General features: G+C 67.7%; 17 protein-coding genes. 7 read left to right on the top strand and 10 right to left on the bottom strand.

Annotated elements, in window-relative coordinates; genetic code table 11:
* Nucleotides 1–311 precede the first annotated feature (311 nt).
* The 3 genes from QMG72_RS01100 (at nt 312) to QMG72_RS01090 (ending at nt 6,814) form a co-directional block, all read left to right on the top strand.
* Nucleotides 312–1,925, top strand: coding sequence for an ABC transporter substrate-binding protein (locus tag QMG72_RS01100; RefSeq protein ID WP_283479721.1), 1,614 nt, complete (start codon nt 312–314; stop codon nt 1,923–1,925).
* 79 nt (nt 1,926–2,004) lie between these two features.
* Complete coding sequence (locus tag QMG72_RS01095; RefSeq protein ID WP_283479369.1) at nt 2,005–3,507, top strand: malate:quinone oxidoreductase; 1,503 nt, start codon at nt 2,005–2,007, stop codon at nt 3,505–3,507.
* Nucleotides 3,508–3,577: 70 nt separating this feature from the next.
* A complete protein-coding gene (locus tag QMG72_RS01090) occupies nt 3,578–6,814 on the top strand; it encodes an efflux RND transporter permease subunit (protein WP_283479368.1) in 3,237 nt (1,078 codons plus the stop codon).
* A gap of 21 nt (nt 6,815–6,835) precedes the next feature.
* Here QMG72_RS01090 and QMG72_RS01085 read toward each other — a convergent pair whose 3' ends face one another.
* The gene (locus QMG72_RS01085) at nt 6,836–8,254 is read right to left on the bottom strand and encodes an MFS transporter (protein ID WP_226776231.1); all 1,419 of its coding nucleotides are present in this window, start codon (nt 8,252–8,254) and stop codon (nt 6,836–6,838) included.
* A gap of 210 nt (nt 8,255–8,464) precedes the next feature.
* Between QMG72_RS01085 and QMG72_RS01080 the strand changes: the two genes are divergently transcribed.
* A complete protein-coding gene (locus tag QMG72_RS01080) occupies nt 8,465–9,607 on the top strand; it encodes an LLM class flavin-dependent oxidoreductase (protein WP_282360388.1) in 1,143 nt (380 codons plus the stop codon).
* A gap of 17 nt (nt 9,608–9,624) precedes the next feature.
* A complete protein-coding gene (locus QMG72_RS01075; protein WP_226776246.1) occupies nt 9,625–10,068 on the top strand; it encodes a MarR family winged helix-turn-helix transcriptional regulator in 444 nt (147 codons plus the stop codon).
* Between the two features lie 23 nt (nt 10,069–10,091).
* Here the strand turns inward: QMG72_RS01075 and QMG72_RS01070 are convergent, their stop codons facing one another.
* The 3 genes from QMG72_RS01070 to QMG72_RS01060 all read right to left on the bottom strand — a co-directional run bounded on the left by QMG72_RS01070 (nt 10,092) and on the right by QMG72_RS01060 (nt 13,174).
* A complete protein-coding gene (locus tag QMG72_RS01070) occupies nt 10,092–10,898 on the bottom strand; it encodes a transglutaminase-like domain-containing protein (protein WP_282360389.1) in 807 nt (268 codons plus the stop codon).
* A 72-nt stretch (nt 10,899–10,970) separates the two neighbouring features.
* Nucleotides 10,971–11,795: a hypothetical protein gene (locus tag QMG72_RS01065; protein WP_282360391.1), complete on the bottom strand. Its 825-nt coding sequence runs from the start codon at nt 11,793–11,795 to the stop codon at nt 10,971–10,973.
* Nucleotides 11,796–11,824: 29 nt separating this feature from the next.
* Entirely contained in the window at nt 11,825–13,174 is a 1,350-nt protein-coding gene (locus QMG72_RS01060; protein ID WP_226776235.1) for a M20/M25/M40 family metallo-hydrolase, read from the bottom strand.
* 85 nt (nt 13,175–13,259) lie between these two features.
* Here QMG72_RS01060 and QMG72_RS01055 point away from each other — a divergent pair, with 85 nt between their 5' ends.
* On the top strand, nt 13,260–13,934 hold the full coding sequence (locus QMG72_RS01055; RefSeq protein WP_226776236.1) for a DUF1684 domain-containing protein: 675 nt from the start codon (nt 13,260–13,262) through the stop codon (nt 13,932–13,934).
* Nucleotides 13,935–13,938: 4 nt separating this feature from the next.
* Nucleotides 13,939–14,430, top strand: a complete 492-nt coding sequence (locus QMG72_RS01050; protein ID WP_226776237.1) for a GtrA family protein — start codon at nt 13,939–13,941, stop codon at nt 14,428–14,430.
* Between the two features lie 134 nt (nt 14,431–14,564).
* Here the strand turns inward: QMG72_RS01050 and QMG72_RS01045 are convergent, their stop codons facing one another.
* The 6 genes from QMG72_RS01045 to QMG72_RS01020 form a co-directional block, all read right to left on the bottom strand.
* Nucleotides 14,565–15,725: a cysteine desulfurase family protein gene (locus QMG72_RS01045; protein WP_226774600.1), complete on the bottom strand. Its 1,161-nt coding sequence runs from the start codon at nt 15,723–15,725 to the stop codon at nt 14,565–14,567.
* Nucleotides 15,722–16,699 (bottom strand): carboxylating nicotinate-nucleotide diphosphorylase, encoded by a 978-nt coding sequence (nadC, locus tag QMG72_RS01040; RefSeq protein ID WP_283479363.1) that lies wholly within the window; start codon nt 16,697–16,699, stop codon nt 15,722–15,724. The genes QMG72_RS01045 and nadC overlap by 4 nt, the downstream gene beginning before the upstream one ends.
* Nucleotides 16,696–18,447: an L-aspartate oxidase gene (gene nadB / locus QMG72_RS01035; protein ID WP_283479362.1), complete on the bottom strand. Its 1,752-nt coding sequence runs from the start codon at nt 18,445–18,447 to the stop codon at nt 16,696–16,698. Before nadB ends, nadC begins: the two co-directional genes overlap by 4 nt.
* Complete coding sequence (nadA, locus tag QMG72_RS01030) at nt 18,444–19,754, bottom strand: quinolinate synthase NadA (protein ID WP_283479361.1); 1,311 nt, start codon at nt 19,752–19,754, stop codon at nt 18,444–18,446. Before nadA ends, nadB begins: the two co-directional genes overlap by 4 nt.
* The gene (locus QMG72_RS01025) at nt 19,751–20,461 is read right to left on the bottom strand and encodes an NUDIX hydrolase (RefSeq protein ID WP_283479720.1); all 711 of its coding nucleotides are present in this window, start codon (nt 20,459–20,461) and stop codon (nt 19,751–19,753) included. Before QMG72_RS01025 ends, nadA begins: the two co-directional genes overlap by 4 nt.
* Nucleotides 20,462–20,640: 179 nt before the next feature.
* Nucleotides 20,641–21,114, bottom strand: a complete 474-nt coding sequence (locus tag QMG72_RS01020) for an Lrp/AsnC family transcriptional regulator (RefSeq protein WP_283479359.1) — start codon at nt 21,112–21,114, stop codon at nt 20,641–20,643.
* Between the last annotated feature and the right edge of the window lie 155 nt (nt 21,115–21,269).

Genomic DNA, 21,269 nt, shown 5'->3' with positions numbered 1-21,269 from the left:
AGCCTGACTCCCTGGACCAACCAGGAGAAATAGAGGCCCGCACCGACCGGTGCGGGTCTCTTTTTTGTGGCCCCAGTGCAGCCCGCGGGCCCCGCCTGCACGTTTCAGAGGGATCGTCCGGGCCGGTCAACTAGAATGGGCCTGTTCCGCAGCCGGCGGTCCATCCAGTCTCCAGAGGTGATCTCCGAGTGCCCAGAAGTACAGCGCCCCGCCGTACCCCGCGACCCAGCAATGCCAGCGGAACGCGGGCCGGTGACGCACGCACCAAAGCAGTGCGACGCCTTGCGGCAGGCGTCGGCGCCGTGCTCCTGATGCTGCCAGTGGCCGCCTGTACAGCGGTTCCCGGACCGGGACCGGGCACCGCCTCGGCGAGTTCGGCCGAGCCCGGCCCCAGTGCCGTCTTTACCTTCGGCACCGCCTCGCAGCCGCTTGGCCTTGACCCTGCCGTTGTATCCGACATTGAGTCGTACAGGATTACGCGCCAGGTCCTGGAGGGGCTCGTGGGAGTGGACCAGACCACTGGAGCGCCAACGCCGCTGCTCGCCACGGAATGGAAGACAAGCGATGACGGCCGAGCCTATACGTTCAAGCTGCGTGAGCAGGTGTCCTTCCAGGACGGGACCGCCTTCGACGCCGCAGCCGTGTGCAAGAACTTCGACCGCTGGTTCAACTTTTCCGCCCCGCTGCGCGCACTGGCCCCGGGGACGACGTTCAAGGGCGTCTTTAAAGCCCACGCCGACCAGGCATCACTCTCGATCTATAAGGGCTGCACCGCGCTGGCCCCGGACAACGTGCGGATCGATCTGACCCAAGCCTTCACCGGGTTCCTGCAGGCCCTCACGCTGCCCGCCTTCGCCATGTCCTCGCCGCAGGCGCTGACGGCCCAACAGGCCGATGAGCTGAACCGGAGCCAGGAGGGCCAGCCGGTTTCCGCCTACGGGCTCCATCCGGTGGGTACCGGCCCCTACGTTTTTAAGTCCTGGGACGAAAACAGCATCACCCTGGCCAGCAATAAGGACTACTGGGGGGACAAGGGCCAGATCGCCACCATCAACTTCGTCACCTACGACCACACCCAGGCCCGGATGCAGGCCCTGTTCGATGGCAAGATCGACGCCTATGACGCCGTCACCGTCGGCAACTTCGATCAGCTGGTGAAACGCGGCGAACAGATCATCCAGCGGGATCCTTTCTCCGTTATGTACCTGGGCATGAACCAGGAAGTGCCCATCCTGCAGAACCTGAAGGTCCGCCAGGCCATCGAAATGGCGCTGGACAAGGACACCCTGATCCGCCGGTTCTTTATTGACAACACCGCGCAGGCGACGCAGTTTGTCCCGCCGAAGCTCAGCGGCTTCAACAACAATGCTCCGGCGCTGGGCCACAATCCGGAAAAAGCCAAGGAGCTGCTTAAGGAGGCCGGCTACCAGGGCGAGGAACTGAAGTTCTACTATCCGCTGAACGTCACCCGGCCCTACCTGCCGACGCCGGAGAAGGTCTACGCCGAAATCAGCAAGCAGCTGACCGCCGTCGGGCTGAACATCAAGCCGGTGCCGGTCGAGTGGTCGGAGGGATACCTGCAGAAGGTCACCTCACCCGGCGATCATGCCCTGCACCTGCTGGGCTGGAACGGCTCCTACTCCGATCCGGACAACTTCGTGGGGCCGCTCTTTGGCGAAAACACCGGCGAGTTCGGCTACCAGGACCCGCAGGTCTTTTCCAAGATTGCCCGGGCGCGCGGCCTGCCCGACGGCAAGGAACGGACCGAGCAATACCAGACCATCAACGCGCAGATCGCCGCTACGGTCCCAGCAGTACCGATTGCCTTCCCGATCTCTGCGCTGGCCCTTTCCGACCGTGTGCTGAAGTACCCGGCGTCTCCGGTCCTCAATGAAGTTTTCACAAAGGTGGAGCTAAAGCCTTGACGGGTGGGTCCAATTTCAGTATGAGCCGGGTGCGGGGATATTCTGTGACAGCCAGACCCGCTGCTATCGGAGACTGATTGTGACTTTCATTTCCAAGACCCAACATGCCGACGTCGTCCTGATTGGCGGCGGCATCATGAGCGCCACGCTCGGTGCTTTCCTGAAGCAGCTCGAGCCGAACTGGACCATATCCCTGTTCGAGAAGCTGGACGAGCCGGGCCTGGAAAGCTCCGACCCGTGGAACAACGCCGGCACCGGACACGCCGCGCTGTGTGAGCTCAACTACTCACCGGCAGCCAAAGACGGCTCGGTGAACCCGGCAAAGGCCCTGCTTATCAACGAGCAGTTCCAGCTGTCCCGCCAGTTCTGGTCCCACCTCGTCACAGAGGGCTTGATCGGTTCCCCCAAAGGGTTCATCAACACCGTTCCGCATATGAGCTTTGTGATCGGTGAGGAGAACACGAAGTTTCTGCGCACCCGCTATGAGGCCCTCAAACCGAACCCGCTGTTCCGCTCCATGGAGTACTCCGAGGACCACGCCCAGATCGCCAAATGGGCGCCGCTTATCGTCAAGGGCCGCGACCCGCAGCAGCGGATCGCCGCGACCCGCGCCGCGGAAGGGACCGACGTCGACTTCGGTGCCCTGACCCGGGAGCTGACGGGCTACCTCGGGAACAACGGCGTCGAGGTCAACTACGGCCACAACGTCACCGGCATCCAGCGCGCCTCCGGCGGCGGCTGGGACCTCGCGCTTAAGCACCCCAAGTCCGGCGAACACGGTTCCATCCACGCCAAGTTCGTCTTCGTGGGCGCCGGCGGCGGGGCCCTGCATCTGCTGCAGGCCTCCGGCATCCCGGAGAGCAAGGGGTACGGCGGCTTCCCGGTTTCCGGACAGTTCTTCCGCTGCACCGACGAGACGCTGGCAGCCCAGCACAGTGCCAAGGTCTACGGCCAGGCATCGGTCGGTGCTCCGCCCATGTCCGTTCCACACCTGGATACCCGCTACGTTGCCGGCAAGCGCTCCCTGCTCTTCGGCCCCTACGCCGGGTTCTCCACGAACTTCCTGAAGAACGGCTCGTACCTGGATTTGCCGCTGTCGATCCGGCCTTCGAACATCATTCCGATGCTGGCCGTGGCCAAGGACAACATGGACCTCACCGCTTACCTGGTCAAGGAAGTCGCCAAGCGCCACGGCGCCAAGGTCGAGGCCCTGCGTGAGTACTACCCTGCCGCGCAGGACGGTGACTGGGAACTGATTACCGCCGGCCAGCGTGTACAGATCATCAAGAAGGACCCGAAGAAGGGCGGGGTGCTGCAGTTCGGCACCGAAGTCATCGCGGGCCGCGACGGTTCCATCGGGGCCCTCCTCGGCGCCTCCCCGGGCGCGTCGACGGCGGTCCCGATCATGATCGAGCTGCTGCAGAGGTCCTTCCCGAAGCAGTTCAAGGGCTGGCAGCCCAGGTTCAAGGAGATGATGCCCGGCTATGGCGTCAAGCTCAACGAGAACCCGGACCTCGCCGCCCAGCTCGAGGCAGCTACGGCCAAAACACTGCAGCTGGAACAGGTCGACGCGCGCAACTGACACCCGCTCCGGGTTGCGGCAGCTTTGATCACCGTGAAGTACGTCCGTCGACCCACCAGGAGACCATAAGATGTTTCGGCTTGCAAAGCTGTCGCTTGCCAACCGGGCCCTGATCGCGCTGATCACCGTGTTCGCGTCCGTCTTCGGCGTGATCACGATGTCCTCGCTCAAGCAGGAACTCATCCCGTCCATCGAGTTCCCGCAGATCACGGTGATCACCTCGATGCCGGGCGCCTCGCCCGAAGTCGTGGACAAACAGGTCAGCAGCCCGCTGGAGACGGCGCTGAACGGCGTCGAAGGGCTGGAGTCGACGTCGTCCACCTCGCGCAACGGCTTCTCCCAGATCAGCATGGTTTTCACTTATGGTTCGAACCTGGACCGGGCCCGGAACCAGATCGACCGTGCGATCTCCAACGCCAAGCGGGCGCTGCCTGCCGACGTTCAGCCGCAGGCAATCGCCGGCAGCATCAGCGATTTCCCGATTGTGTTCCTGGCGGTTTCCTCCGACAAGCCGCTCAGCGAGCTGAACTCCGATCTGGCCCGGCTCACCGTCCCGCGGCTGCAGAAGCTCGACGGCGTCCGCGGCGCCGAAGTGACCGGCGGCGCCACGGAGCACATTAAGATCCTCCCCCGCCCGGAAGCCATGGCGGCCTCCGGGGCAAGCATCCAATCCATCAGTGCGGCACTGAAGAACAACGGGGCCCTTGTCCCCGCCGGGAGTATCGAGGAACAAGGGAAAACCCTGGCCCTGCAGATCGGCAGCCCCGTCGACTCGATTGAGGCAATCAAGGCACTGCCCCTGGGCGGCACCAAGAACGCCGCGACCATCGGCAGCGTCGCGGACGTCAGCATCGCTGAGGACGCCCGCACCTCGATCACGCGGACCAACGGCAAGGAGACTCTTGCGCTGTCGGTCACCAAAACACCAGAAGGCGACACCGTCGCAATCTCGCATGCGGTGAAGGACGCGATCCCCCAGCTCGAGGCCGAGCTCGGCTCCAGCGCCCGGTTCACCCCGATCTTCGACCAGGCGCCGTTTATCGAAAAGTCGATCAAGGACCTGACCACGGAGGGCCTGCTGGGCTTGGGCTTCGCCGTTGCGGTGATCCTGCTGTTCCTGATGTCCGTCCGGGCAACCCTGGTCACGGCCGTATCCATCCCGCTGTCCCTGCTGATCACCTTCATCGGGCTGTCGGCCACCGGGTACTCGCTGAACATCCTGACCCTTGGTGCGCTCACCATCGCGATCGGCCGTGTTGTGGACGACTCCATTGTGGTGATCGAGAACATCAAACGACACCTCAGCTACGGCGAAGCGAAGATCACGGCAATCCAGACCTCCATCCGTGAAGTGGCCGGCGCCATTACGGCGTCAACGCTCACCACAGTGGCCGTCTTTTTGCCGATTGCCTTTGTGGCCGGCCTGGCCGGCGAGCTGTTCCGGCCCTTCGCGCTGACGGTGACCATCGCACTGCTGTCCTCCCTGCTGGTCTCGTTGACGATCGTTCCGGTGCTGGCCTACTGGTTCCTGCGTAATCCCGCGAACAGCCCGGGCGGCGCCCGGGACGCCAGCGCCCGTGAGATCGCGGCGAAAGCCCAACAAGCGGAACAGCGGTCCGTACTGCAGCGCGGCTACCTCCCGGTCCTGGGCAAAACTCAAAAGCACCCGGTGGTGACCGTGATCGCGGCGCTGCTGGTCCTCGGCGGCACCGCTGCCATGACCCCGCTGCTGGCAACCGACCTGCTGGGAAACTCGGGCGAAAACAGCATGACCGTCCGGCAGGCGCTGCCTGCCGGCACCAGCCTGTCCGAGGCCAACGCCGCGGCCGTCAAGGTCGAGGAAGTGCTGCGCGGAATCGACGGGGTCAAGGATGTCCAGGTGACCACCGGCAACGCCCAAACGGGTTTCTCCGCGCTGCTCTCCGCCGGCGCCTCGAACTCCAGCTTCACCGTGGTGACCGAGGACAAGGCCAACCAGGGCAAGCTCCAGGAAACCGTCCGCAACGATCTGGCCGGGATTCCGAATTCCGGCAAGATCACCGTGGGCTCACAGCAAGGCGGTTTTGGTACGTCCTCCACCGTCGACATCACGCTGAAGGCGGCGACGACCGCCGACCTTCGGACCGCGAGCCAGGCCATGGTCACGGCGATGGAAGGCGTTCCGGGCTCCTCCGAGGTGGCCACCAACCTGGCCGCCAGCCAGCCGGTCGTCCAGGTGAAGGTGGACCGTGCCAAAACCGTCGCCGCAGGGTTGACCGAAGAACAGGTAGCCGGGGTCCTGGCCTCCACGATCAGCCCTATTCCGGCCGGAACCGTCCGCATCGATACCAACGACTTCCCAGTCCGCATCGGTGAAGGCACTCGCTTCACCAGCATCGAGGCCGTCCGGCAAACCCTGCTCCCGACGGCGGCAGGTCCCGTACCGCTGGCCAGCATCGCCAACGTGGAGCAGGTGGACGTCCCCGTCTCCATTACCGCCAGCAACGGCCAGCGGACCGCGCGCGTGTCCGTCACGCCGTCGGGCGCCAACCTCGGAGCTGTCAGCACGGAGGTGCAGGTGCGGCTCAAGACCGTGCAGCTGCCGCCCGGCGTCACAGCGGAGATCGGCGGAGCCACGACCCAGCAGGCGGAGTCCTTCGGTCAGCTTGGCCTCGCCCTGCTGGCGGCCATCGCCATTGTCTACGTCATTATGGTCGCCGCGTTCAAGTCGCTGATCCAGCCGCTGATCCTGCTCGTCTCCGTCCCCTTCGCAGCCACCGGAGCCATCGGCCTGCTGCTCATCACCGGCGTGCCGCTGGGCCTGCCGGCGCTGATCGGTATGTTGATGCTGGTCGGAATCGTCGTGACGAACGCGATTGTGCTGATCGACCTCATCAACCAGTACCGCGAGCCAAAAAACGGTGAGCCGGGGATGAGCGTGGCGGAAGCCATCACACACGGCGCCCGCCAGCGCCTGCGTCCGATCCTGATGACCGCCCTCGCCACCGTGTTCGCGTTGACGCCGATGGCTTTGGGCCTGACCGGCGGCGGCGGCTTTATCTCGCAGCCGCTCGCCATTGTGGTGATCGGCGGCCTGGTCTCCTCCACCGCCCTGACCCTGGTCCTGGTACCGGTGCTGTACCGCCTCGTGGAGGGCCGGCGTGAGCGCAAGGCCCTGGCCCGGACTACCCCCGGCTCGGACGCCGGCACGGACGCCGGCACGGACGCCGGCCCGGCACATGGCCGCCGGGCCGCTCCCGGGGCCGGCCCCGACGAGTCCCCGGCTGACACAGCCGGCGGCCCGCGGCTCCCCTCCACCGCCCATTAGCTGGTCCTCGGCCGCCTGCTGCTAGCTGCGTGCCGGGTCCGAGAACGCCAGCCTCGGCACCAGGACCAGGGCCGCGGCCGCGGCCAGTCCCGTTACGCCGCAGACCGTCCACACCGTGAGATAGCCGGCCAGGGGTGCCGCCGTTGCTGCCGCGGCGGCCCCGGTCTCGCCCAGGACGTGGCTGAGCAGGGCGATGCCAAAGACCGCCGAGGCGAAGGCACCGCCAATTGTTTTGGTGGTGTTGGTCAAACCGGTCGCCATGGCGGTGCGATTGAGCGGAGCGGCGGCGGCCGCGGCCGAAGGCAGCGCCGCCACAAGCGCTCCGGACCCGACGCCGGCAATGGCCATGTTGACCAGGGTCTCGGCCAGGCTGGCATGAAACGGCAGGAACAGCAGATATCCCCCGCCGACCAGGGCAGCCGCCCAGACAAGCGTCCAGCGCGGAGTCAGGCGGCGGGTCACCAGCGGATAGAGCAGCGCACCGACCAGCAGGGCGAGGACATAGACGCCGATGATGATGGAGACCTGGCCCGCCCGCAGCCCCAGCCCGTAGCCGTGGACGGCCGGGTCGGTCCGGGCGAAGGTGGACAACGGCGCTTGCGCACCCAGCACCGAGACGCCGAACAGGCCCGCGGTCAGCTGGACCGGCCACATGGACTTGGCACGCAGCATCCGAATGTCCACCAGCGGGTCCTCCCGGCCCAGCTCGAAGCGCGTGAACGGGATAAAAACGAAAATCCCGGCCGCGACGAGCGCCCACGGCCACCACGCGCCGGGGCCGTTCAGGCGCATAAAGGTCAGCCCGGACATGATCAGCAGGAGCCCGACGGCCAGAAAGGCGAAGCCGTGCGTGTCTACGCTGCCACCGCTGCGTGCAGCCGACTCGGGTACACCGAAGCGGATAGCGAACCAGCATGCGGACACCGCCACAGCTGGCAACATCAGCACAAGTTGCAGCTGGCCGGCGAAGGCCTCCACCAGCGCACCAGCGGCGAGGGCGCCGGCGATCACACCGAATTCCAGCGCGCCGACCAGGAGCCCGGCCGCGCGCCGGGTGCGGGCGGCGCCGTCGGGCAGCCGGTGCACCCGGCTGAAGATCAACGCGATCTCCAGCGGCAGCCACACTACGTAGAAGCCCTGCAGGGACCAGGCCGCCAGGAAGGTCCAGAAGTCCGGGGCGAACGCCACACCCCAGGACGCCGCGGCCGTCAGCACTGTGGCGACGAGCAGGACTTTCCGGTGCCCGGCCAGGTCACCAAGTTTGGCCAGCACCGGGACCGCCAGCGCGCTGACGATCAGCTGCGCGGCCTCGAACCAGTTGACGTCTCCGTCGCGGATGTTCAGGTGCCGGGCGATGTCGGTGAGGATGGGGGTGTAGTAGCCCTGCAGGATTCCGCTGGTGAGCTCCACCAGGCACAGAAACGCAATGACACGGCGCATGGCTGCCTTCCGTCCGGGCTGAACCCCTGTTGCCCAGCTGGTTGCTTGCATCCTAGGCCCGTGGTGTGGCCGCGGGCGGCAAACCCGGCGGGCGCCGGCGGGGAATATTCGGACACGGCGGGTGTTGTACCCTGCGATAGATGCAAATGCATGTAAATCGGCTATAGTGGAACCAGCTCCCGGAAGACCCCGGCCAAGGAAAGGCACATCATGCAGATCGGCGTATTCAGCGTTAGCGATATCACCACCGACCCCACCACGGGGCGCACCCCCACGGAGCACGAACGCATCAAAGCGTCCGTAGCGATCGCCCGCAAGGTCGAGGAAATCGGCATGGATGTCTTCGCCCTGGGCGAGCACCACAACCGGCCCTTCTTCTCCTCCTCCCCCACCACGACCCTGGCCTACATCGCCGCCCAGACGGAGCGCATTATCCTCTCGACGGCCACCACGCTGATCACCACCAACGATCCGGTGAAGATTGCCGAGGACTTCGCGATGCTCCAGCACCTCGCCGACGGCCGGGTGGACCTGGTCCTGGGCCGGGGCAACACCGCCCCCGTTTATCCCTGGTTCGGCAAGAACATCCAGGACGGCGTCGAACTCGCCATCGAGAACTACAGCCTGCTGCGCCGGCTGTGGGACGAGGACACCGTCAACTGGTCCGGCAAGCACCGCACTCCGCTGCAGAACTTCACTTCCACCCCCCGGCCGCTCGACGGCGTCGCCCCCTTCGTCTGGCATGGATCGATCCGCACACCGCAGATCGCCGAGGTGGCTGCGTACTACGGCGACGGCTTCTTTGCTAACAACATTTTCTGGCCCAAAGAGCACTACCAGCAGCTGATCGGCCTCTACCGCGAACGCTACGAGCACTACGGCCACGGCGCGGCGGACCAGGCGATCGTGGGACTGGGCGGCCAGTTCTTTATGCGCAAGAACTCGCAGGACGCCGTCAAGGAGTTCCGGCCCTACTTCGACAACGCCCCGGTCTACGGACACGGGCCTTCGCTGGAGGACTTCACCTCGCAAACGCCCCTCACGGTCGGCAGCCCGCAGGAAGTCATCGAGAAGACCCTGACCTTCCGTGAGTACTTCGGCGACTACCAGCGCCAGCTCTTCCTGATCGATCACGCGGGCCTGCCGCTGAAGACTGTTCTGGAGCAGCTGGACCTGTTCGGCGAAGAGGTCCTGCCGGTCCTGCGCAAGGAATACGCCGCGAAGACCCCGGCCCACGTGCCCGAACCGCCCACCCATGCCGGTCGCGTCGCGGCCTCCGTGGCCGCAGCCGGAGAAGCCGCCGGCGAGACTGCCGGCGAGACTGCCAGCCCCGCCGGCAGCCGGACCGTATAGTGTCCGCAACAACAGGCATGTCGCCGGTGCGCCTGGCCGCGGAGACCTGGGAATCCCTGTTCCGCGCCCAGGTGGCGGTGATGCGCCGGCTGCAGGCCGGACCCGCTTTCAAGGCCCTGGCCCTGAACGAGTACGACGTGCTGTTTACGCTCTCCCGCTGTCCGTCCGGATGGCTCCGCCAGAACGAGCTCAACGACCACGTGCTGCTAAGCCAGTCCAGCCTCAGCAGGCTCGTGGAGCGCCTCGAAAAGCGCGGCCTCGTCGAGCGGATGCCGGCCCCTGACGACGGCCGCGGTGTCCTGGTCAAGCTCAGCACCGCCGGCTGGGAGCTGCAGAAGCAGATCGGCCGGGAACACGTCCGTGACATCGCCGCGCTGGTGGTCCCGGCACTGACCGCGGCCGAGCAACACGAGCTGCTGCGTCTGACCGAAAAGCTGCGGGGCTCGGTAACCGCCCGATGAGTGTGGCGGCCGGGTTGCGGTCCCTAGTGAAGGGTGACGAGCTTCGCCGGGTCCTCGGCCGGGAGGTCGCCGTCGACGACGGCGGTGACGCTGAGCTGCGTCAGGGACAGGCTGCCTCCGACTGTGGAGAGGAATGCCGTATCCGAGGAATCCCGGCCGGCCGTGATCCGCAGCATGCTCTCCCGGGGAGCCAGCCCCGTGGGGTCGATGACGCGCCAGGCGCCGTCTAGATGGGCCTCGGCCACCGCATGGAAGTCCATCGGGCTCAGGCCCGGGGCATACACAGCGGCGAGCCGGGCCGGGACATCCTTGGCGCGCAGCAGCGCGACCGCCAGATGGGCAAAATCCCGGCAGACCCCGCGGCGGTGCAACAGCGTCTCGACGGCGCCGTCGGTCCCCCGTGAGGATCCGCTGATGTAGCGCAGCTCGCTGAAGACCCAATTGCGCACCGCATGGACCAGTTCGGCCCCCTGCTGGCCGCCGAATTCGGCGTAGGCGGTCGGCAGTAGCCGATCGGACTCCGCGTAACGGCTGGGCCTGACGTAGCGGATGAGTTCCATCAGCCGGGGTTCTTCCGGCAGCGCAAAGCCGGTCACCGTAGCCGAATACTCCACCAGCACCTCGGCGGGCTGCGCAAATTCCATGTAGTGGAAGCGCCCGCCGTGGTGGTCCGGGACTTCGGTGAGCGGAACTTCAGCGCCGGCGGAGGTCACGGACAGCGACTCCTCAAAGCCCTCGAAGCCGGCATTGCGTGCCACGGCGACCGCTAGGGCGACCTTGGTGCCGGCCACTGTGTTGAAGGCCATGCGGGTGGCTACAGAGCGTTTCATCGATCTCCGGGGTGTGAGGTTACGGCGCGGGAAGTGGCCGCTCCCGGCCCGGGTGGCGTGCGGGCTGCGGGACTAATTTTTGATCTTCAGAGACATTAGCATCCGCTGGACGTTCGCGTATTCGGAGCCTTCGTTGACGTAGTTGGCGGCCTGGCCGAGCGTGTCGAACGCCTTGGCCGGAGCCACCTTCTGGTCCGGGGTGAACGCCTTCAGCTCCGTCAGGTCACCGAACGAGTAGTCCCCCTTCCCTGCCGGGCCGCGGACCACGTTCTGCAGCACACAGGACTTTCCGTCGAGGCCACCAACCAGGTTGGTGATGCCGTAGGAGCCAAAATACTTGTAGCCCTGGATCACCCGGAACACCACTCGAGGGTCGATGGTGCCGTCCCCGCCGCGGTGCGGAAGCTCCACCGGGACGCTGTTGACAACAACATACGGCCTCGAGGCGTCGGCGGCACAGGACGCGGCAGGCAGTGGCTGGAGTCCGGTCTGCAGGGTGGCGAGGTAGCCGCCGGCTGCGTCTTTCACCTCGATTTTGAGGGCTCCCGGCATTGCGCCCTGCTCCGGTGCCACAGATTGGGCGATCCAGTCCTGCGGCAGCTCGAAGCTGACGGTCTTCGCCGGGTCGGTGAAGACCTTCCAAGCCGGCGCCGTTGCGCCGGGTTCCGCCGCACCGGAGCCGGTGGGCCCGGGCGAGGTGGCCGGCGGGGGGCTGCCCGCAGGGGGCCCGGACGGCGAAGCCGCCGCGGCGGTGCCGGCGTCGCCGCCTGCCGTCCACGCCGGGGTGCCCTTGCCTTCGCTGCTGCACCCGGAGAGCGCAGCGGCGGAGAGCGCCAAGGCAGCGGCGATCCGGAGGCCGCGGGCCGGCGCCCGCCGGAAGGTGTCCGTCCCAGTCATGGTGCCAGCCTAACCGGACATGGCGCCGCTCAGAGTTCCCGGATCAGGGTTTCGTAGAAGCCAACCCCGCGCTCCAGCGTCTCCAGCGTGATCTTCTCGTCGACGGCGTGGATGGATCCCCGGGCCGCGGCATCCATGGAAAACGGCGCAAAGCGGTACACGGCGTCGCAGATCCCGGTGAAGCGGCGGGAATCCGTGCCGCCCATCAGGATGTACGGGGTAACAAGCGCCTCCGGGAATGCCCGCGCAATGCACCCGGCCAGCAGCTCCCACTGCTCCCCGGTATGGGCCGAGACCGGGGACGGGTCGTTGCCTGCCACAATACGCAGCTCAACTTTCGGGTCCCGGATGATCTTCCGCAGCCGCGCCATGGTCCCCGCCACGGTTTCCCCCACGGCCACCCTGATGTTGGCGTTTGCCCGGGCCGTTGGGGCCAGGACATTGGCCGCGGGACTGCCCTGCAGGGTGGTGATGGCGACGGTGGTTCGGGTCATCGCATTGGTTTCATTTCCCATCCGCCCAAAAATCAGGGTCAGCGGCGCCCGGAACAAGGACAGCCTGGCGAACACGGCCCGCAGGGGTGCCGGGGCATAGGGTCCGAAGCGCCGGAGCATCTCCGCGGTAACATCCGGCAGCGACTGCGGGAACGGGCTTCTTTCGATCCGGGTGATGGCCCGGGCCAGCCTCGCCGTCGCACCCATCCGGGGCGGGGTGGAGGCGTGCCCGCCGGAATCCCGGGTCACCAGCTCAACGTCGAGGATCCCCTTTTCGGCCACTCCGACGACGGCGGCCGGCCGGGTCACGCCGGGGAACACCCCGGCGGCGACAGCGCCGCCCTCATCGAGCACCAGCCAAGGTCTAACGCCCCGGCCGGCCAGCAGCTTGGCTGCGGCCGCGGCACTGTCCCCGGCGGTCTCCTCATTATTGCCGAAGGAGAAGTAGAGGTCATGGACAGGTCCGAAGCCTGCTTCGAGCAGGGATTCCGCAGCTTCCATCACAGCGACCAGCTGACCCTTGTCATCGAGGGTTCCGCGGCCCCACAAGTAGGTCCCGTCGTTGTGCCCGGAAAACGGCGGCCGGGTCCAGGCCTCCGGGTCGCCGGCCGGGACGACGTCGTAGTGGGCCATCAGGACGGCCGGACGCTCAGCGGCCTCCGCGCCCGTGCCGGGCCAGCGGTACAGCAGCGCGTGGCCGTTAACACGTTCGTGCTCCAGCGCGGTGTGGACGCCGGGATACAACCGGGCCAGTGCGGCGATAAAGCCGTCGAACTCGGCAGTGTCCACTTGCTGGCCCGGCACGGCGGAGACAGTGCGAAACCGGACGAGTTCGGCCAAGGCTGCGGCGGCACGGCTGACGGGAGGAGCGGAGGTCGTCTGCATTCGCGAAAGTCTACGGCCCCGGAAGCGCCCGTGCCCGCTGCCGGGGCTGGGATGTGCGGCCGGGAAAGCGGGATACGCTGGGAACATGGCGGATCACGATTTTGGCTCCCGCGAGTTCGGAGCCCAGGACGGAGTGGCGGACATCTCCGCCGTCGACATTGCGGACTGGAGGCTCCGGACCTTTGCGTTGTACGCCAGCGTGCGGAAAATCGCGGCGCAGGATCCGGCCGAGGCGCATTCGTACTGGCGCCAGGAGCGGGACCGGATGTTCGGCACGCACCCTGCCTCGCCGCTGACGGCGGCCGCAAAGTCCACCTTCGGCGGCCTGAAAACGGCGGACTACGACCCGATCTACCGCTTCCATATCCCGCTGACGGGCGAGGGCGCCGGGCGGGAAATGAATGTTGAGACCGGAACCGACGGCCAGGTCCGTTTTGTCCGGCTGGGGACCTTCGATCTGCCGGAACTGGGCCAGCTCGCCGTGTGGAAGATCCACGGCTACGGCGGCGGCATCTTTGTGCCGTTCCGCGACGCCACGGCCGGCCAGCCCGGCGGAAGTTACGGTGCGGGCCGGTACCTGCTGGACACCATCAAGGGTGCCTTCCACGGTGTGCAGGGTTCGGGTCCGGGAGCGGAATTTGTTGTTGATTTCAACTTTGCCTACAACCCCTCCTGCGCCTACAACGAGGCCTGGGCATGCCCGCTCGCCGGGCCATCGAACCGACTGGCGGTAGAGATCCCGGCCGGCGAGTTGCACTGAGCCGATGGATTCCCAGCTTGAGCAGCACTCCGCCGCGCCTGCACCCGCCGGAGTCCGTCCGGCGGACCGCCGGCGGCACCGCGGGATTCTTCGGTACCCCCTGGTCCGGCAGTTGCTGCGATTCACCGCCGTCGGAATTGTCTGTACCGTCACGTCGCTGGCGCTCTATGCCTTCCTCCGCCCGTATCTCGGCCCGCAACCGGCCAACGCGACGGCTCTTATCCTCACCTCGCTGATGAACACGGCGCTGAACCGGCGGCTGACGTTCAAAATCACCGAACGCCACCGGATGAAGCGCGACCACCTCAACGGCCTGATCGTCATCCTCGTGGCGCTTCTGATTACCGGCGGCAGCCTCGGCGTGCTGCACTGGATCAACCCCGACGCCACAGTTTCTGCCGAGCTGTGGACCACAACACTCTCCGGCTTTGCCGCCACGGCCGTCCGCTTCACCATGCTGCGGCACTGGATCTTCCGCCGGGCCCGGCACCGTTAGGCCACCCACCGCCCCGCCCAGTCCCGCCCAACTCAGTCCCACCCAGTCCCACCCAGTCCTGCCCCGCCCAGTCCTGCCCCGCCCAACTGACTCGCAGCAGGTGTCGTTTTGGGCGGTCAAAACGACCCGTGCTGCTAGCTAGTTGGGTCGAGGGACTGGACGCTGACGACGGCGGTGCGGACCGCGGCCGCCGCCTCCCGCAGTTCCGCCGCCGTGATGGTGGCGTCAAAGCTGAAACGGACAGCGGTCTGGGCGGTTGTGGCGTCGAAGCCCATCGCCAGCAGCACCGGGGAGGGCTCATCGGACCCCGCGGCGCAGGCCGAACCGCTGGAGCAGATGACTCCATGGCGTTCGAGCTCCAGCAGCACGGATTCACCGCTGGTCCCCGGGAAACAGAACGAGGCCACGGAGGGCAGCCGCTCGGCCGGGTCGCCGGTCAGGACCGCGCCCGGAACCCCCGCCCTTACCGCGCCGATGAAGTCATCACGGAGTTCCGCCACCAGGGCCGCACGGGCCTGCTGACCGTCCTGTGAGAGGGTGAGCGCCGTCGCGAGGGCTACCGCTCCGGCCACGTTTTCGGTCCCCGACCGGCGCCCGCGTTCCTGCCCGCCGCCATGGATCAAGGGTTCCAGCCGGATCCTGCCGCGGACGAACAGAGCGCCCTGTCCTTTCGGCGCCCCCAATTTGTGGCCGGAGATACTCAGGGCATCAACGCCGAGTGCTGCCGTGTCGAGCGGCAACCAGCCGGCAGCCTGGACCGCGTCGGTGTGGAACGGAATTCGCTGTGCGCGGGCCAGTGCGGCCAGCCGGGCAATCGGCTGCACCGTTCCCACTTCGTTGTTGGCGTACATAATGCTGACCAGGGCCGTTTCCGGCCGGAGCACGGCGGCGAGGGCAGCTTCGGTGACCCGGCCGAGGGAATCCACCGGAACAACGTCGACGCTGAAGCCGTGGACGCGCTCCAGGAAGCGGGCGGATTCTTCCACCGCAGGATGCTCGACGGCACTGATCACCACCCGGTCCAGCCGGGGGTCTGCGGTGCGGCGGGCAAGGGCGATGCCTTGGACGGCCAGGTTGTCCGCCTCCGTGCCACCGGAGGTGAAGACGATCTCACCCGGGCGGCAGCCCAGCGCCCTGGCCGTCACTGCGCGCGCATCGGCGAGCGCCTGAGCTGCGGAGTCTCCGAAGGAATGCCGGCTCGAGGGGTTGCCGAACTCCCCCGTGAGGTACGGCCACATGGCGTCCAGTACCTCGCGGCGGACCGGTGTGGTGGCCGCGGCGTCGAGGAAGATCATGGCCTCCCCTGATCCGCCGTCCGCCGGCTGCCAGGTTCCATACCGGGGCCACGGTCCAGGTCGACGCCGAGTTCAATATCCAGTCCCAGGTCCAGGGCGGCGACGCTGTGGGTGAGCCCGCCGATCGAGATCACATCCACCCCGGCAGCGGCGATCCCTGCCACGGTGGCCAGGTTGACGTTGCCACTGGCCTCGACCCGGGCCCGGCCGGCCACCAGGGCCACTCCCGCGGCAAGATCCGCCAGGGTGAAATTGTCCAGCATGATGGTGTCCACCCCGGCGGCCAGCACGGGTTCGATCTGGTCCATCCTGTCCACCTCCACTTCGAAGTGTGTGGTGTGCCCCAGGCGCGCTTTGGCCGCCCGCAGCACTTCCGTAAGCCTCCACGGGTCTCCCCCGGTCAGGACGGCCAGGTGGTTGTCCTTGGCCAGCACCGCGTCCGAGAGGCCAAAGCGGTGGTTGGCTCCGCCGCCGCAACGGACGGCGTACCGCTCCAGCACCCGCAAGCCCGGCGTCGTTTTGCGGGTGTCCGTGATGCGCGCCCCGGTACCGTCGACACGGGCGACAAATTCCGCTGTTTTGCTGGCAATGGCGCTCATCCGCTGGACCAGGTTCAGGGCGACACGTTCGGCGAGCAGCACGGCGCGGGCGTTCCCGCTGACCCTTGCGAGCGCCGTGCCGGCGGCAAAGGCGGTTCCGTCAGCGACCAGGAGTTCAACGTCGGCCCCGGAATCTGTGAGCTTCATCGCGGCGGCAAAGACCTCACCGCCGCTGAACACACCGGACACGCGGGCGGACAGGACCGCCGTCGCCCGCGTGTCCGCGGGGATCAGCGTCTGGGAGGTGATGTCGCCATAGGGCGCATCCTCAAGCAGGGCGGCGCGCAGCACGGCGTCGACGGCGGCCGCGGGCAGGGTTTCGGCGAGCGCTGGCACCGGGACGGCGGCCTGGCGGGGTGCGGCGGGTGCTGTCATAACGAAATCCTTTGTTTCGGGCGGGGTGCGGCTGGCTGCCGGCGGCCGGGTGCGGTGGCCACCGGGATGGAGCAGGTGGGGGCAGCGGGCACCGGGGCGGGTCCGGAGGGTCCGGCGCCGGCGTCGGCGTCCGCCATAAAGTGGGCGCCCGCCGGGGCCGTTCGCTGCCGGGCGGCTGCCACCAGCAGCCCGGCGGCCAGCAGCAGGTTCCGGTCCTCGTGCGCCGCCGGGCCGGAGCCGGGTCCCTGTTGCGGGAGCCCGTCGGCCGCGCCGGCAACGGCAGACCACTGCGACAGCCGCGCGGCGGCGTCCTCGAGTCCGGCTCGGGTGCGCAGCACTCCGGCGGCACCGGTCATCAGGCGACGCAGGGCGTCCCGGCTGAAAGGCTCACCGCCCGGGCCGGGCTCCGGGGCGGGCTCCGGGGCGGGGCGTTCAGCACCGGCACGGGCGGGCCAAACTGCCGGAGCAGGGTCCGTGCCGGCTCGGCCCAGGAAAGCCTCCACGGCCCGGCGGCCGAAGACGAGACCCTCCAGCAGCGAATTGCTGGCCAGCCGGTTGGCTCCGTGTGCGCCCGTGCAGGCGACTTCCCCGGCCGCGTAGAGTCCCGGCACGGACGTGCGGCCCCACAGGTCGGTGGCTACCCCGCCCATCCAGTAGTGCGCTGCCGGGGACACCGGAAGCACTTCGGTGGCCCAGTCGTAGCCCGCGGCGCGGGTGGCGGCGGTGATGGTGGGGAACCGCCGGGCCAGGAACCCGGGACCGCGGGACGCCTCCAGCCCCCGGGCGTCCAGGTACACGGGGCTGTCCGCGGGCGCGCCTGTCGCGGCCAGGTGCAGGGCAATGCTGCGGGAGACAACGTCGCGCGGGGCCAGTTCGGCGTCGGGGTGGTAGTCCGGCATAAAGCGGTAGCCGGCGGCGTCGAGCAGCACGGCGCCTTCCCCGCGGACCGCCTCGGAAATGAGCAGCGCCGGCGGGCCCCCGGGGACCTCCTCGGCCGCCAGGGTGGTGGGGTGGAACTGGAAGAACTCCAGGTCCCGGACGGCAGCCCCCGCCCGCCAGGCGAGGGCCAGGCCGTCGGCCGTGGCGACGGAGGGGTTGCTGGTCCGGCTGAAAAGCCGTCCGGCGCCGCCAGTGGCCAGGAGGACCGCGCCGGTGTCCAGCTGCCGCGGCTGGCCACCGGACAAGTACTCGACGCCGGTAATCCGGGCGCTGCCCGCCGCCGGTCCGGTTTCGGCGTGTTCGGTGCGCAGCCCGGTGACGAAGGCGCCGGTCTCGATCCGCAGCCGTCCCCGGAGGGCACGCTCGAGGACAGCTGCGACGAGGGCGCGGGCGATGCGGGAACCCGTCGCGTCGCCGCCGGCGTGCAGGATGCGGGCCGCGGAATGTGCCGCTTCGAGGCCGAGGGCCGGGCCGCCGCCGGGTCCGGCGTCGAAGTGAACACCAAAGCGCCGCAACCCCGCGATGTCCCGCGCTGCCTCGGTACACAACACCCGGACGGCCTCTGGGTCATTGAGCCCGGCTCCGGCGGCGAGGGTGTCGGCAATGTGGGCCGCCACGGAGTCTCCGGGCGCTGATTCCCCCGGCACAAGCACTGCCGAAATGCCGCCCTGGGCGTAGAAGGTGTTGCTCTGCTCCAGCGTTCCCTTGCTCAGGAGCACCACCTCACATGCCGGCACGGCGTCGGAGGCCAGCAGTGCTGCGTACAGACCCGCGATGCCGCTGCCCACCACCACCAGGCGCCTGGTCACGGCCGGGCCGCCAGCATCCGCTCAAGGGCGATCCGTGCCGGGGCGGCGACGTCGCCCGCCACCGTGATGCGGTTGACGACCTCGCCCCGGACCAGCGCTTCCAGGACCCAGGCGAGGTAGCCGGGGTGGATGCGGTACATCGTGGAGCAGGGGCAGATCACCGGATCCAGGCAGAAGATGGTGTGCTGCGGGTTTTCCGCCGCCAGCCGGTTGACAAGGTTGATCTCGGTGCCGACGGCGAAGGTCGCCGGCTCCGTCGCAGCCGCAATGGCCTTGCGGATGAAGTCCGTGGAACCGGCCGAATCGGCGGCGTCGACCACTTCCATCGGGCACTCCGGGTGCACAATCACCTGCACGCCCGGGAACTCGGCGCGGGCTTTCTCGATCTGGCCGACATTAAAGCGCTTGTGCACCGAACAGAAGCCGTGCCAGAGGATCACCCGGGAGTCCTGCAGGGCCTGTTCGACGTTGCCGCCGAGCTCCTTGCGCGGATTCCACATCGGCATCTGCCCCAGCGGCACCCCCATGGCCTTGGCGGTGTTGCGGCCCAGGTGCTGGTCCGGGAAGAACAGCACCCGCTGGCCGCGCTCAAACGCCCATTCCAGCACCGTGGCGGCGTTCGAGGAGGTGCACACGATCCCGCCGCGCTCGCCGCAGAATCCCTTCAGCGCCGCGGAGGAGTTCATGTACGTGACCGGGATGACCGGAACCCGGCCGTCGGCGTCGGGCTCGGTGCCGAACAGTTCCTCGAGCTGTTCCCAGCATTCGGTCACCGAATCGATGTCCGCCATATCCGCCATGGAGCAGCCGGCGGCCAGGTTGGGCAAGATGACTGCCTGGTCCGGGCGGGAGAGGATATCCGCGGTTTCGGCCATAAAGTGCACCCCGCAGAAGATGATCGCCTCGGCGTCGGGCCGGGTCAGTGCGGCGTTGGCCAGCTGGAACGAGTCGCCCACGAAGTCGGCGTAGGCCACCACCTCGTCGCGCTGGTAAAAGTGGCCCAGGACCACGGCGCGGTCCCCGAGCGTTGCCTTGGCGGCCCGGATCCGGGCGTCGAGTTCGGCGTCGCTGGCCCGCTTGTACTCCTCCGGCAGCTGCCCTTGCCGGGGGGTCGCCGCCGGGGCCACATCCGCGGCGGAGGCGCCGGGGCCGTAGGCGGGCACACCGGCGAGGGCCTCGGCGACGTCGAAGTCCCAGGGCCCGCGGGCGAGCGCCGGACTGCACGTGGCGGCCGTTGCCATGCCCTGGGCGTTGCTGGTGGCCTGTTCGCGGGTGATCAGCTGGATGGCCGTATTGACGCTGCTCATGGTGTGCTCCTGTTGTCTGGTTCAAGGCCCGGGCTGCCGGTAAAGCGGTAGAGGCGGGGCGGACGGTGTTTGCCGCCCTGCAGGTACTTGTCGGTTTCTTCGATTTCGGGTGTGGACTTGACCTGCCGGCGGAAATTGGCCGGGTCCAGTTCGCGGTCCAGGACAGCCTCGTAGACCTCCCGGACCTGGGCCAGGGTGAAGTATTCGCCCAGCAGGTGGTAGGCGATGGAGCCGTAAGCCATCTTGTTGCGCAGCCGCCAGAGCCCGTAGTCGATGATCGCGTGGTGATCGAAGGCCAGTTCGCCGAGCCGGTCCGCACGGAACCACTTGACGTTCTCGGACTCGTCGGCGAGCGCAGCCTCGGTGGGCTGGACCAGCGCCCAGTAGACGATGGAGACCACGCGCTGGGTGGGTGAGCGGTGCAGGCCGCCGAAGGCGTAGAGCTGCTCAAGGTAGCGGGGTGCCAGCCCGGTGGTTTCCCGCAGGTTCCGCGAGGCTGCGTCCGGCAGCGACTCTGAATGGGTGAGCGGGCCGCCGGGCAACGCCCACATCCCCTTAAACGGTTCGCGGATCCGGCGCACCAGCGGGATCCACAGGGTTGGCCGGCCGGAGCGCTCGCTGGGGCGAAGGGCGAAGATCACAGTGGAGATGGCCAGCGTAGGCGGCGCCAGCTGGCGCTCGGAGACGTTGGCAGCTGTTGTGTAGATGGTGGTTCACCCCGCGTCCTGGCCTTCCGGCCGGTCCCGGGACCGCCCGGACGGATCCGGTCCGACCGCCGGAGGAGTTATAGTCAGATTGACTAGAACTAATTCTACGACGCCACCCGCCGGATGCAAAATGTTTCGGCCCGCCCGCGGGCTGCCGGGCAGGGACGGAGGGGCGCGGCTTAGCGCCCCGCGGCGGCCGCCTCCAGCAGCGGAAGTGTGCGGCCCTGGAAATGAGTGTTGAGCACGATGACCGAGGATGAGCGCAGCACGCTCCGGGTCGCGATCATGGCGTCCAGCACACGCTGCAGGTCCGGGTTGGAGCGTGCCGCGATCCGGGCCATCAGGTCGGAACTGCCGGACACGGTGTGGATCTCGATCAGCTCCGGAATCGCCGCGAGGGCCTCGACCACCGCATCGTGCCCCAGGTCCTGGTTGATGGTCAGGGAGCAGAAGGCCACCACCGGAAACCCGAAGCGGGCCGGATCCGGCTGCGGCACCCACGAGCCGATGACACCACTGTCCTGCATCCGGTCCAGCCGGGACTGCACGGTGGCGCGGGCAACCTTGAGCACACGGGAGGCTTCCAGCACCGAGGCCCTGGGCGAATCGGTGAAGAATCGAACAATCTTGGCGTCCAGGGGATCAACATCCATCGAACATTCCTCCAGAATGAGTCTTTTGAAGCACAAATCGTTGCAGTAAATCCGATTCAGGCGAGCAAACTGTCACTATGCTCTCACGGCTGGCGGACTCCGGCCCTGGCCCGCCGCGGTAAATTCAATAGGTCCCATAAGGACGTTTAGATCCA

Origin of the sequence: Pseudarthrobacter sp. PH31-O2, assembly GCF_030063265.1 — a bacterium.
In the GTDB taxonomy this organism is placed as follows: domain Bacteria; phylum Actinomycetota; class Actinomycetes; order Actinomycetales; family Micrococcaceae; genus Arthrobacter.
Note: the sequence above shows the minus strand (reverse complement) of the source record. Positions and strands in the feature narration are given on the sequence as shown.